The organism is Clostridium lundense DSM 17049, assembly GCF_000619945.1.
Classification (GTDB): domain Bacteria; phylum Bacillota; class Clostridia; order Clostridiales; family Clostridiaceae; genus Clostridium_AO; species Clostridium_AO lundense.
Map to the genome: position 1 here is coordinate 37,403 of NZ_JHVC01000011.1, position 12,931 is coordinate 50,333.

A 12,931-nucleotide genomic window follows, 5' to 3' on the forward strand; every position below is an offset into this window, starting at 1 on the left:
ATAAGTCTTATAATATATAAGAAAGTAAAAAGAAATATATGTTAAACTAAGAGTGGCAGTTTAAAGAGTTCAACTACCACTTTTTAATGTTATCATTTAGAAATTTAGTTGGATATTAAATCAATCTTTTGGGCAATGTTTTTTATAATGGAGTCGTTATCTGCATATCCCCAATATCTAACGTGAATTATACCTTTTCCTTTTAATGCAAATGCTTCTTTAAAATCATATTTTTTTTCAAAAATAATTAATTGATCAAAATCCTTACTATCTATTTCTATAAAAGATCCCTCTTTGTATGATATACTACATTTTTTTACTAGATCAGAAATTAGGCCTTTTCCCATAGATGGAAATCTGAGTTGATAAGCCCAAGTCTTAATACTTGGTGAATAATACATTCCACTTTTATACTTTTCCTCTTCATTAGGAAGACTACTATTTTCACTAAAATGATATCGTATAGGTGCAAATAAGCTACAATCATAGTATATATTCATCTCATTGACATTGCTTGGAATATAATAATTGGAAGAATTTTGTTCAATATCTTTTAATCTTATAATAGGTAAATCTGTAGGAGCTTGTGTTAGTGGTATTGTTTTACTTACTGCAAATTGAATAAAAGGAGAAATTATAACCCCAAAAAGAAAAATGATATAAATCATAAAATGTATTTTACCACGGTTTTTCCATGGAGAATTATGATTAATAGGTCTTCCTTCAGAAAGTGTTTTTCGTAAAATTCGTATAGAAATAGCTGCCTTTATCAAGTTATATACTACATAGGAATAAAATATCATTAGAATTGTCTGTTGAATCAGTCTGCCTTCTACTAAATCAAGAATATATACTGAACCTCGTAAATAAAAATAATATATAACCCATATTTCTAAAGTTATTCCCAATACCATAATAAAAGCACTTGCTGTAAATTCCTTATCAAGTTCTTTTAAAGTGTAAGATTGTTCAGCAGGGTCAGTATGAAGTTCAGGTGTATTTAATTCAGCTGGTGATGAAAATACATTAAAGCTGCCATGCCTTGTAACATAGTCCCATCCACTTTCAGAATACATCTCCTTTTGCTTTGATGTAATTGCTTTATCACAAGATACTTCTATTCTGTATCTTATTTGTTTAGGTTCATCCTTAACAAATTTAGCAAACCATCTCCCCATTTTTTTTAGATGTAATCCTTGAGATGACATATATGCAAACCAACTTTCATGTTCACCAATACGCCAATAATCAGTAGGTCTGAGTTTTAGAATTGTTTCATTCATTTTCATCACCTTCTTTTAAGATTATTCCATCTTGGACTAAAGCTAACAACCTATTATACTCATTGTGAAGAGCATCTTTACCATCAGATGTAATTTTATAAGTTTTTCTTCTACCATCATCCTTTGATAGAGAAATTAGTCCATCCTTTTCCATACGTGAAAGAACTCCGTAGAGTGTTCCAGGTCCCATAGTTATTCTTCCATTAGATACTTCTTTAATTGAGTTCATTAGTTGATATCCATGATTTGGATGCATAAGTGCCAATAACACATAGTACATGGCTTCTGTCATAGGCCCGCCATTATATGGCACGACAAACACCTCCATTTATTATGCAACATAGTATTATGCGATGCGATATATCGTGTAACATAATAGTATTCCATAAGATTACAATTGTCAATAAAAATGACACATTATTTTCCAGAAGATATGTATAGTAGTTTTGTTGAATTTAATCTAAGATGAAGATTTATAATATAATGGATAAAGCACAAGTATTAAGCTTTTTTGTTTGTGTTATGAAGTGATAAAACCTATAACAATAGATAATAATGTTTGAATTAAGTACCAATATTTGTTATACTTTTATCATAAACTTTTAAAAGTTTATGATAAAAGTATAGGAGGGATATGATGACTGAAAGGGAGAAATTATTAAATGGGGAATTTTATAATTCAAGAGATAATGAATTATTAACTATTCATAACAAGGCAAAAGTACTGCTTAATAAGTTTAATGGAGAAGTTTTAGAAAAACCAAATAAAGTATTAGAACAATTATTAGGCTGTGTTGGTAATGGTGTTTGGATAGAAAAACCTTTTTTCTGTGATTATGGTGAACATATTTTTATAGGAAAAAATACATTTATCAACTTTAATTGTACTTTTTTAGATTCAAATAAGATTACTATAGGAGAGAACGTCTTAATAGGGCCAGGTACAGGAATTTTTACACCATCACATCCAGTTAACCCAATTGAAAGAATAAATAATAATAATGGAGAAGCGCCTTATAAAACTTATGCTTTACCCATAACCATAGGCAATAATGTTTGGATAGGTGGAAATGTTAGTATATTAGCTGGAGTAACTATAGGAGATAATTGTGTAATTGGAGCAGGAAGTGTAGTTACTAAATCCATACCAAGCAATTCAGTTGCAGTAGGTAATCCATGTAGAATTATAAGGGATACAAGAGAATAAAATATAAGAAAATGGAGAGAAATATGAAGAAGTACAAATGTATAATTTTTGATTTAGATGGAACTATGTTAGATACAGAAAAGATGAACATGGTACCACTACAAAAATTAGTTAAAGAGGAACTAGGACAAGATATTCCTTATGATGATTTGCTAAAGTACAGGGATTATGCAGGTAAGGGAACATTAGAACTATTAGGATTTGAAAATATTGAAGCATCTTATGCTAAGTGGGTAAAATATGTTAATGAATATGAAGAAGGAGCAAAGTTATACGACGGTTTCAATGAAGTTATAGAATCTTTGTACAAAAATGGAATACTATGCGGGATATGTAGTTCGAAAATGAAAGAGCAATATGAAATAGATTTCTTTAAAACAGGTCTACAACATTATATGAGGAGTGTTGTTTTAGCAGAGGATACAGAAAATCATAAACCACATCCAGAACCGTTGCTAAAAGCTATTGAAATATTAAACGTAGAACCAAAGTATTCAATGTATATTGGGGATACTGTTTCAGATTATAAGGCAACAAGAAATGCAGGAATGGATTTTGCTTTAGCAGTATGGGGAGGGGCAGATACTACAGGAATTGAAGCAGATTATTACTTAAATGAACCAAAAGATATTTTAAAGGTGTTGGGAGTATAAATGAATAATAATATAGCAGGAAAACCAAAAACATTAAAGGAAGTAAATAAAACGCTTATACTGCAATGTATAAAGGAAAAACAAACAGCTACAAGAGCAGAAATAACAGAAGCTACTAAAATAAGTCATACAACAGTTAGATCTATTTTAAAAGAACTTTTGAAATGTGAGGATATAGTTATTGTTGGATTAGATAAATCAAGTGGTGGAAGGAGAGCAGAAAGATACAAAATAAATGCTGATAAAACATGTATCATAGCTGCTACAGTTGAAGCGGAAAAATTAACTTATAGAGTAGTAAATGCTGTTGGTGAAATCTTAGAAGATAGAAGTCAAAAATTAAAATCTAAAGAGGATATAGATAGTATATATAATACTTTTAATAGAGTTATAGATAAATATAAAAATATTAAGTGTATAGGAATAAATGTACCAGGGATTGTAACAGAGAGGGGATATGTATCAGGACTAGGTGTTGATGATTGGAAGGAAGTTTACTTAAAAGAAGAATTAATAAGTAAATATAATATTCCTGTTGTATTAGAAAATGATTTGAATTCAGTTGCAGTAGGATATTATAAAAATAATACAGATAGTGGAAGTATAATTTATATTAGTTTTACCAGCTTAGGTGCTGGAGCAGGTATCATTGTAAATGGAAAGCTTTATAAAGGTGCAAATGGATCTGCAGGAGAAGTAGGAGTACTTCCTATCGGCGATACATATCTAAATAATATATTATTAAGAAATTTAGATAATGATGAATATATAAATGCTACTGTAAAAACTATAAAAATAATAGCTAGTTTATTAAACCCTAAGACAATAGTTTTAGGAGGAAATTACTTTAGATATAATCTTGCAATTCCAATAATTAATAGATACAAAAATGAGTTTAATATTAAAACTAATATAATAGTAGATAAAAATGGAAGTGATTATGGTCTATTAGGTATAACTGAAATAGCTTTACAAAAAATAAATAAGCAGGTCAAATTAGTAAATAAATAGTTTAAAGTGTACAAAATGTACAACTTATTTAAATATTTAGTTAGAAATGCCTTTGATAAATCTAATCTTGAACTTGACCGAGATGATTTTTTTCTAAGACAAAAGGCAAGTCATATTGAGGATAATCACTTTTTTCATCCATATTCATATAATACAATATAGATAAAATTTAATATTAATTAGAAATTTGTTTATCAATTAAGTACTTTCAACAACTTATAGTTAAAAGGATGTGTTACTATGTTGGATAATAATGAAACTTGTGATTATCAGCAATTTGTAAAACCATTACAAAAAGTAGTTAGTATTCCAAATCCATTATATAAATCTCTACAAGGCATATACTTTATAGGACAAACTCCATCATTATTTATCAGTAACGGCAGTAATGCATGGGCAGCTCTAGTGAACCCTAGAAATTCTGGCAAAGATCTATTTTTCAATGTATTAACAATTTCCAACTTTTCTTCAAGTATAATAACAGCTGAATTTTGGGTAAATACAAACCCACCAGGAGATCCAGCTATTTCTTCATCCGTATCACCTGCTAATACAGCTTTAGTTCCGCAACCTAGGCCAGATGTTTTATTAGAATATGTACAGTCTACTGAGGGAATGCCATCTGGCGGAGTTAATATATATGACCGAATTGTTCCTCCTAATACTACCTTAGTATCTGAAGAAGATGGAAAAATAATAATACCTTCAGGTGGAAATGCACTAATATTCTTAAAAAGCTCTAGTTCTAGTAGTCAGACTATTAATGCTATTGTAGCTTTTGGTTGGTGGGAAAAGTAAATTTTTACTATGATAAAAAATGATGTTGATAATGTGATATTTTTTAGGGAACCTATTATTTTTGGGTTCCCTAAATTGATATTTTGGAACTCTGTTTATTCTCATGTTAGTATGTAGTAATTCAACATGAATTTATGATACAATTTAGAAGTTAAGTTGTTTATGATATGTAAAGAATATGGGGGACAATAAATATGACATATGAAAATACAATTAAGTATGATAAAGAATTACATAAAAATTTGAAAATTCACTGTGAAAAATGTTTGGGATTTTGCTGTGTGGCATTATATTTTTCTGCTTCTGAGGGTTTTCCAACTGATAAAGATGCGGGAAAACCATGTATAAATTTACAGCCTGATTTTAAATGTGCTGTTCATAAAAATCTTAGGCAGAAGGGACTGAAAGGGTGTACTGCTTATGACTGCTTTGGAGCAGGTCAAAAAGTTGCACAAGTTACATATGGTGGACAGGATTGGATAAAAAACACAGAAACTTCAAAACAAATGTTTGATGTATTTTTGATTATGAGGCAGCTTCATGAAATGTTATGGTATCTAGCAGAAGCATTCAGAATGCAATATGATGAGACTATTCAGGAGAAAATTAGAGATATGATAGATGAAACAGTTAGACTTACTAATTTAGATGCTGATTCTCTAATAAAGCTAGATTTAGTAGTACATAGACATAATGTTAACAAATTACTTTTAAAAACTAGTGAACTTGCACGAGGTAAAGCTCGTGGAGGAAAAAAAGCTACTTTGAAACACAGGAAGACAATTGCTGGAAGATTGAATTTTATTGGAGCAGATCTTAGAAAAGTTAATTTAATAGGAGAAGACTTAAGTGGAGCACTGCTTATAGCAGCAAACCTTAGAGATGTTGATTTAAGTGGAACAGATCTTATTGGAGCTGATTTGAGGGATGCGGATATAAGTGGAGCTAATCTTACAAATAGTATATTTATTACGCAAGTCCAAATTAATGCAGCTAAGGGAAACTCTAATACAAGATTACCAATATCATTAGTTCGCCCTGCGCATTGGGATAAATAATTGATTGGGAATATCCAGAGGGACGTTTCGTGGTTATGTAATTTGGAGTGATTTTAAGAAACTAGGAAGTATCTGTGAGGATATTTCCTAGTTTTTTTATAAAGAATAATTAAAAAGTTACTTCTAGTAGTATAATTAGACAATAAACGTAAGCAAATCAATTCAGACAAATTAAAGCACAATAAGACAGAAATAAAATAGTATCTTCTGATATACTTTTTAGTGGATGCAAGAAATTAGAAAATAGTTAAGGTTATTATAGGAAGGACATATTATATGGGGGATTATTATAAAATTAGGGAAAAAGATATTTATACTGAAATTTTAGGAGAGGATTCGTCTCCAGCATTGTTATTTATTCATGGTGGGCCTGGTGGAATTGGTGTTGCAGATTTTATTCAATATCAAGGGGATAGATTATCAAAAAACTTTAAAGTTATAGCTCCAGAGCAAAGAGGAGTATGGAGATCTCAAGCCATTTTAGATGAAGAACATATTTCACTAGAGGATATTATTGAAGACTTTGAGGAATTAAGAAAAAAATTACATATAAATAAATGGTCACTGCTTAGTCACTCATTTGGTGGGTATCTGGCTGTCCTTTATGCTAATTTATACCCTGATTCTATTGAATATATGATATATGAATGCCCGTCTTTTGATTTTGCACTTTCAGAGCGTTCTATGCTAAATGCAGCAGCCAAGGAATTAATTAAATTAGGAGATTTAACATTGGCAGAAGATTATTTTAAAGTTTTAAGAGAAATTACGGATTACAAAGAGATTAATAGACTTCTTATGAAGGTGTTAAATGAGCTTGGAGCTAACTACAATAACTATATGTGGTTTGGAAATGATAAGCAAATTATTGATAGAATAGCTACGAGTACTAATGATGCTAAGAATTTATGGGATAAATCTACCAACACAAGAATTAAATTATTGAAGGATTGGCGAGTGTATAACGATGTGTTTACTGAATTATCAAACGTAAATAAGCCTTCTTTATTAATTAAAGGTAAATATGATCCAATAACTTGTGAAGTACAAACAGCAGAATTTATGAAACGAGTGCCAGACAAACAAGTGGTTATATTTGATTTTTCCGGCCATTATGTTAGAATCGAGGAACCTGATAAATATTGTGAAGTTATAACAAGTTATATATATAAGAAGATGGAATAAGTCTGATTTACGGTTTTGTAATGATTTTGAAAGGACTTGAGAAAGTTGGAAACAATCACATTGCTTAACAATACAATTGAATACATTGAAAGAAATTTGGATTCAGAACTTAATATAGATGACATATCAAAAGTTGCGTGTTCATCACGATATCATTTTCAGCGTGTTTTTTATGCGTTAACAGGATTTACAGTAACTCAGTATATAAAAAATCGTAGACTTACTCTTGCAGCAGAAGAGTTGGTTACAACAGAAAAAAGAGTACTTGATATAGCACTGAAATATGGTTATGAAAGTCCAGAAGCATTTACTAAAGCTTTTAAAAGACTGCAAGGAATATCACCATCAGCTTTAAAAAAGCTTAATGGAAAAATTAAAGCTTTTCCCAAAATCTCTTTTGAAATATCAATGAAAGGAGAATGTGAAATTATTTATAGAATAGTTGAAAAGGAAGGTTTTAAAGTATTTGGTGCAGAATTTGTAACAACGGTGGTTAATGATGCTGCATATGAGGAGATACCAAGATTTATTAATAAGATTTTTGAAAATGGAACACATGATAGGATAAATGAACTTTTAGAAAATCCCAAAGGCACTTTGTTGAATGGATTTCATTATGGATTTAAAGAAGATGGAACAAGAAAATATATAATGGGGGCTGAATTGCTTGAAGTAGATATATCAGATGAATTTACTATATTAGAGGTGCCAAAACTTACATGGGCAGTATTCGAAGGTAATGGAGATATACCAAATAATTTGATTATACAAGACATATGGAGACGTATATATTCAGAATGGTTTCCTTCTTCCAGATTTGAACAAGTAGAAGGCCCATGTATTGAAAAAAACTTTTGGAATGATAAAAAGCAAAGTGAATATAGATGCGAAGTGTGGATTCCTGTAAAAAGAAAGTAAATTGTGAGGTGATTGATGTAATATGATAAAATTATATAGAAAGAAAAAATAGAAAAGAGTGAGATTATGAAAAATAGAAAGTGGATAATTGGATTATGTATAGGTATTATATTGATTTTTTCAGCAACAATTTTCCTATATCTTAAAGATCAAAATATTAATGATGGAGAGAATTCGGGAAAAGTAATTAAAGTAGCAAATTATGATGGAGATTTGATAAATATAGGTGGGCAATTGATTCAAGCTTATATGGAGCCATTTTTAAAAAAGCCAGATGAGGATAAAGAAAGTGTGAGAAATCTTAGTGTACAAAAAGAAGAACTACTTCAATTTAGCAATGATGAAGTAGTTGTAAAGATAGATTTTAATCTTACTCCTCAAAATAATAAAACCCATAAGAGCTGGGGGAAAATTAAGGATGGAAAACTTCAAGGAAGTTGGATATTAAAAATAAAAATATCAAATGAGAACAATAAGTATACTTATAAAATTATAGATAAAGAAAAATCAAAAAGAGACAATAATAAATCTAAAATTGTAATGGAGGCTAGAAAAAAGGAAAAAAAATTAGCCAAAAGTGATAAAAACTATTATTTAGAGGGACATAATATAAAAGTAACCTATGATGGAGGAAATAGTTGGATTAATGTACCTATTGACGCAAAAGTATTGTTCAGTAGGGGAGAACCATTAGAAAATACTCAGGAGCTTCAAAAAGGAAGTTTTATTATTACAGCAAATAATATAAGCTTTGTATATGGAGGAAGTGAAGGATTTCCTATTACTTTTTTAACATCAAAAGATAAAGGAGTAACTTGGAGAAAAGCAGTAGTTAGTGATGAAACAAGTGGAACTAGACAATTATTTTTAGATTTTACATCAGATAAAAATGGACATGTTGTTGCTACAGGAGATAGAGCAATGTCATCTGAAATGACTTATGTTTATGAAACAAATGATGGTGGAATTAACTGGGGTAAAATAGGAGATACAAGCTCAATAACTCATACTTTAGTAAATGGAGCAGCATTTTCAACAGATAAAATAGGATTTATATGCTACAAATCCTATGAGCAATATCCTAAGATAAGATATACAACTGACAAGGGAAAAAGTTGGAATGATTTAAAACTTCCATTACCTGTTGAGTATAATAATAAATTTACACAAGCGCAAATTCCAAAGTTTGAAGGAAAAAAGGGTGAAATACTAGTTTCGCAAGGGGAAAATAGTGATTTTGGAAAAGGAAAAATGGGAAAGTTCATAACAGAAGATTATGGATTGACTTGGAAATTTGATAGAGTTGTTATAGCAGAATAATTATAATCAATGTGATAAATAAAAATTAATTAATAAATAGCAAAATAATTATTGTTTATACTAAAAAATAATGTAAAAGGTGAGATATATATGCTAAAAAATCACAAAAAAATTAAGATAGTAGTAGGTGTAGTTTTTGTAATGTTAATCCTGTTACTATTATCTATGGAGATAGTAAAGAGGAAAGGATATTACTTAATTTATGATTGGATATATTTTGCTATAGTTTATGGAATTTTATTTTTAGCTATTATGCTATGTAGCAAAAATAAATATTTAAGATGGATAGAATATGTAGTTATATTAGTAATTTTAGGATTTAACACTAAAGCATTATTAGATGCTAGTGAAAACAAAGTGTTTATTTTTAATTCCCACAATTTTAAAAATGAAATAATAATAAAGGAAGTTGTTAATAAAAAGCATGGAAAGGATAGTTCAGTTAAAACTTTTGATTTAAAGAGAAGGTTCTATTTGTTCAGTAAGAGAGTTGATGAATATCCTACAGAAAATTTATACAGAGCTTTTTCATCGGGAAAATATAAAGTAAATTGGATTAGTGAGAATATAGCTACAGTTAATTATTTATATAATAAATATGAAGATATTAAACAACATGTATATACCTTTAATTTTAAAGAACCTATTAGCTATAATTATGTAACAGCTAGCATAACAGGAAAATGGGTAGATAAGGAAAATCCTAATAATACTTTAATTGTTCAAAATAACAAATTTATTTATAAAAAAGGGGAAGAAACTTTTGTGTATGATGGGGCTAATGCAGTACAAAAAGGATATAGAGCAGTAGTTTTTCAAGCGTCAGGTCTAGCTCCTGATTTATCTATTATCCTTAATGAAGGCAGTAAAATAGATAGTAGTTGTTTATTGAATAAGGAAGCTACTATTTTTATAGGACATGTATCATTGAAAGATGAAAAGTATGGTTTATTTAAAAAAGTTGATAGATAAGATTATTATATATAGAAATAGTAGGAATCAACCAAGAGTTGAAACTACTATTTTTTATTTTTTGGATCATTTTTATATTTTTTGGAGTAGATATTGATAATCATTATCAATTATAATTTGGTTAGAGAAAGTCATGCATGAGATTTTAGTTGATGGATTTATTACTTGTTATAACGATATATCAGCAATTTTTTATAGACTAAATGAAAGGTGGAGATATTTATGAGTAAAAATAGAGAAGAATTAATTAAAACAGAACCTAAAAAGTTGATGTTTAAATTGTGTATTCCAGCAATTGTGGGAATGGTAGTAATAGGTTTGTATTCATTTATGGATGGAGTTTTTGCTGGACAACTAATAGGAAAGAATGCTATGGGGGCTGTAGCAGTTGCATATCCAATTACATTTTTGAATAGTGCTATAGCTACTTTGATAGGAATTGGGTCATCTTCTATTTTATCTAGAGCAATAGGTAAGAATGATCAAGAAACAGTAAATAAAATTATGGGGAATTTGGTATCATTAGTTTTGATATTTTCTATTATTATTATGGTAATAGGAATTACATTTGCAAAAGAGATTTTGATTTTAACTGGTGCAAAAGGAGAAATTTTAGATTTAGGGGTAAGGTATCTTCGTATTATTTTCATGGGTTCAGTTTTTGTTAATTTTGCTCAAAGCGCTAACATGGTAATGCGTGGAGAAGGACTTATGAAAAAAGCCATGGCTTTTATGATGATAGGAGCTATTTTGAATATAGTATTAGACCCTATTTTAATAATAGCTTTTGGAGAACATGGTATTGAGGGTGCAGCAGTAGCTACTATAATAGCTCAAGTTATACAAGCTGTTATTACAATGTTTTATTTTATAAGAAAAAGTAAAAATGTTAGATTTCATAAAATACAAATTGAGAAAACTCTTCTTTCAGATATATTTTCAGTGGGAACATCTGCTATGATGATGCAATTGATGAGCATGGTACAACAAACATTAATGTATAGAATGGCAGCAAAATATGGAGGAAATAATCAATTAATATTAATGGGAGCAACATTAAGGATACAAGCACTTTCTTTTATTCCTCTTTGGGGAATGAGCCAAGGACTACAGCCAGTAGTTGGAACAAATTATGGAGCAAAATTATTTTCTAGAGTAAAGAAATGTACAAACACTTTTATATTAGGAGCTACTTGCCTTGCTTGTATATTTTGGATACCTATTGAGCTATTCCCTGAAAGGGTACTATCATTACTAATAACAGATTCTGCAATAGTTAATGAAGGAGTTACTAATTTTAGAATAATGTATAGTCTATTCCCACTAATGGGCATATTCATTATGGGGGTAACATTTTTTCAATCAATAGGTAATGGTAAAAATGCAGGTGTAGTGGTTTTATTAAGACAAATAATTTTATTTGTACCAGCAATTATATTGATTCCTTATGCAGTAGGAATTACAGGAGTATGGTTTGTGAATCCACTATTAGATGGGATAATATTTGTTATAGTAGTATATTTAATGCGTAAAGAGTATAAAAAAATGAATAAAGTAAGTTAGAATAAAAATAGTAGCTTCCACTATCAGTAGAAAGCTACTATTTTTTAATTTATTTATTATCTGTAAAGGTATAGTTTATAACACAAGGTGTACTATTAGTCAAATGGACTTCTTCTATATGATATTGATTTGCTCTAAATAAAAGCAAAGCTAGTTCATCAAGATTGCAATTTAAAGTATTTGCTAAAGGAGATAGTAATGCTTTCTGTTTAGAATCTAAAGGATGAACAATTTTATTTGGAGGCATAGATGAATTTTTATCTTTGTTTGGAGTAGGCTTTAAAAATAAATTATTAGATACTGATATAAGAACATATTTCCCCTTTGGAATCTGCTTAAATTCATAATTTCCATTAGAATCAGTAAATGTAGCAAAACAGTAGTTACTTTTAAACTTATCAAAATCACGGCCATTACTAAATAAATTTATATCGTGTATAGAGATACTATCTTTAGGCAATTCCTTACATATTAAAAGAAGCTTAGCATCAGTGTCAGCTTCATTTTCTGTGTCACTAATTTTATATTTAAGAGTTCCTTTAATAGATATTTCTTTAGTAGGAGAAGGGGATGTTTTTTTTGAATGAATAATGTCATCAGTTGCACTAGTAGTAGTATCAGGTTTACTATTTACTGTGTTAGAAGGCATGTCTACTTTAGTTCTATTTTTGTTTACAAATATGAAAATTAAGCCTAAAAGCACAGCGGCTGTAATAGCGCCTAAAATAAAGAATTTTGAATTATTTCTCATAATTATTATCAAACCTTTCCATAATTTTAAAATATTATCAATATTATAACATGAATTACAATAAGCATGAAATAGGCATATGAATTAATTAAATACTTACTATATTTTAATTTAAATCATATTTGATTCCATAGGAATTTATTAATACAAGTAAAATTTAAACTAGGTGCAACTTTTTATAATTCCTCTCGTAAAAGAAGTGAAAATTATTT

At 29.1% G+C, this 12,931-nt stretch carries 13 protein-coding genes; 10 read left to right on the forward strand and 3 right to left on the reverse strand.

Annotation, left to right across the window (positions count from 1 at the left end):
* Positions 1-104 precede the first annotated feature (104 nt).
* Together T514_RS0113440 and T514_RS0113445 are read right to left on the reverse strand one after the other, a co-directional pair.
* Positions 105-1,283 carry a DUF2812 domain-containing protein gene (locus tag T514_RS0113440; RefSeq protein ID WP_027625255.1) on the reverse strand — a complete coding sequence of 393 codons (1,179 nt, stop codon included), beginning with the start codon at positions 1,281-1,283 and terminating at the stop codon, positions 105-107.
* Positions 1,276-1,596, reverse strand: coding sequence for a PadR family transcriptional regulator (locus T514_RS0113445; RefSeq protein WP_027625256.1), 321 nt, complete (start codon positions 1,594-1,596; stop codon positions 1,276-1,278). Before T514_RS0113445 ends, T514_RS0113440 begins: the two co-directional genes overlap by 8 nt.
* Before the next feature lie 324 nt (positions 1,597-1,920).
* On the opposite strand from T514_RS0113445, the gene T514_RS0113450 reads away from it, so the two are divergent.
* From T514_RS0113450 to T514_RS0113495, 10 genes are all read left to right on the forward strand, one after another.
* Complete coding sequence (locus tag T514_RS0113450; RefSeq protein WP_027625257.1) at positions 1,921-2,490, forward strand: sugar O-acetyltransferase; 570 nt, start codon at positions 1,921-1,923, stop codon at positions 2,488-2,490.
* A 23-nt stretch (positions 2,491-2,513) separates the two neighbouring features.
* Positions 2,514-3,143: an HAD family hydrolase gene (locus T514_RS0113455; protein WP_027625258.1), complete on the forward strand. Its 630-nt coding sequence runs from the start codon at positions 2,514-2,516 to the stop codon at positions 3,141-3,143.
* Entirely contained in the window at positions 3,144-4,154 is a 1,011-nt protein-coding gene (locus T514_RS0113460) for an ROK family transcriptional regulator (protein ID WP_027625259.1), read from the forward strand.
* Positions 4,155-4,394: 240 nt separating this feature from the next.
* Positions 4,395-4,952 (forward strand): DUF6143 family protein, encoded by a 558-nt coding sequence (locus T514_RS0113465; protein ID WP_027625260.1) that lies wholly within the window; start codon positions 4,395-4,397, stop codon positions 4,950-4,952.
* 194 nt (positions 4,953-5,146) lie between these two features.
* Positions 5,147-6,010, forward strand: coding sequence for a pentapeptide repeat-containing protein (locus tag T514_RS0113470; RefSeq protein WP_027625261.1), 864 nt, complete (start codon positions 5,147-5,149; stop codon positions 6,008-6,010).
* 276 nt (positions 6,011-6,286) lie between these two features.
* On the forward strand, positions 6,287-7,195 hold the full coding sequence (locus T514_RS0113475; protein ID WP_027625262.1) for an alpha/beta fold hydrolase: 909 nt from the start codon (positions 6,287-6,289) through the stop codon (positions 7,193-7,195).
* A gap of 36 nt (positions 7,196-7,231) precedes the next feature.
* Positions 7,232-8,113 carry an AraC family transcriptional regulator gene (locus T514_RS0113480; protein WP_242850605.1) on the forward strand — a complete coding sequence of 294 codons (882 nt, stop codon included), beginning with the start codon at positions 7,232-7,234 and terminating at the stop codon, positions 8,111-8,113.
* A 66-nt stretch (positions 8,114-8,179) separates the two neighbouring features.
* The gene (locus T514_RS0113485; protein WP_027625264.1) at positions 8,180-9,433 is read left to right on the forward strand and encodes a WD40/YVTN/BNR-like repeat-containing protein; all 1,254 of its coding nucleotides are present in this window, start codon (positions 8,180-8,182) and stop codon (positions 9,431-9,433) included.
* Between the two features lie 90 nt (positions 9,434-9,523).
* Positions 9,524-10,405 carry a hypothetical protein gene (locus tag T514_RS0113490; protein WP_027625265.1) on the forward strand — a complete coding sequence of 294 codons (882 nt, stop codon included), beginning with the start codon at positions 9,524-9,526 and terminating at the stop codon, positions 10,403-10,405.
* Positions 10,406-10,627: 222 nt separating this feature from the next.
* Positions 10,628-11,968 carry an MATE family efflux transporter gene (locus T514_RS0113495; RefSeq protein WP_027625266.1) on the forward strand — a complete coding sequence of 447 codons (1,341 nt, stop codon included), beginning with the start codon at positions 10,628-10,630 and terminating at the stop codon, positions 11,966-11,968.
* 49 nt (positions 11,969-12,017) lie between these two features.
* Here the strand turns inward: T514_RS0113495 and T514_RS0113500 are convergent, their stop codons facing one another.
* Positions 12,018-12,719: a peptidase associated/transthyretin-like domain-containing protein gene (locus T514_RS0113500; protein ID WP_027625267.1), complete on the reverse strand. Its 702-nt coding sequence runs from the start codon at positions 12,717-12,719 to the stop codon at positions 12,018-12,020.
* Between the last annotated feature and the right edge of the window lie 212 nt (positions 12,720-12,931).

Excerpts from the sequence above, each read along its gene's own strand:
- T514_RS0113440 (WP_027625255.1), bottom strand. The coding sequence starts at position 1,283 with ATGAATGAAACAATTCTAAAACTCAGACCTACTGATTATTGGCGTATT.
- T514_RS0113500 (WP_027625267.1), bottom strand. The coding sequence starts at position 12,719 with ATGAGAAATAATTCAAAATTCTTTATTTTAGGCGCTATTACAGCCGCT.
- T514_RS0113470 (WP_027625261.1), top strand. The coding sequence starts at position 5,147 with ATGACATATGAAAATACAATTAAGTATGATAAAGAATTACATAAAAAT.
- T514_RS0113475 (WP_027625262.1), top strand. The coding sequence starts at position 6,287 with ATGGGGGATTATTATAAAATTAGGGAAAAAGATATTTATACTGAAATT.
- T514_RS0113495 (WP_027625266.1), top strand. The coding sequence starts at position 10,628 with ATGAGTAAAAATAGAGAAGAATTAATTAAAACAGAACCTAAAAAGTTG.
- T514_RS0113465 (WP_027625260.1), top strand. The coding sequence starts at position 4,395 with ATGTTGGATAATAATGAAACTTGTGATTATCAGCAATTTGTAAAACCA.
- T514_RS0113460 (WP_027625259.1), top strand. The coding sequence starts at position 3,144 with ATGAATAATAATATAGCAGGAAAACCAAAAACATTAAAGGAAGTAAAT.
- T514_RS0113490 (WP_027625265.1), top strand. The coding sequence starts at position 9,524 with ATGCTAAAAAATCACAAAAAAATTAAGATAGTAGTAGGTGTAGTTTTT.
- T514_RS0113450 (WP_027625257.1), top strand. The coding sequence starts at position 1,921 with ATGACTGAAAGGGAGAAATTATTAAATGGGGAATTTTATAATTCAAGA.
- T514_RS0113455 (WP_027625258.1), top strand. The coding sequence starts at position 2,514 with ATGAAGAAGTACAAATGTATAATTTTTGATTTAGATGGAACTATGTTA.
- T514_RS0113485 (WP_027625264.1), top strand. The coding sequence starts at position 8,180 with ATGAAAAATAGAAAGTGGATAATTGGATTATGTATAGGTATTATATTG.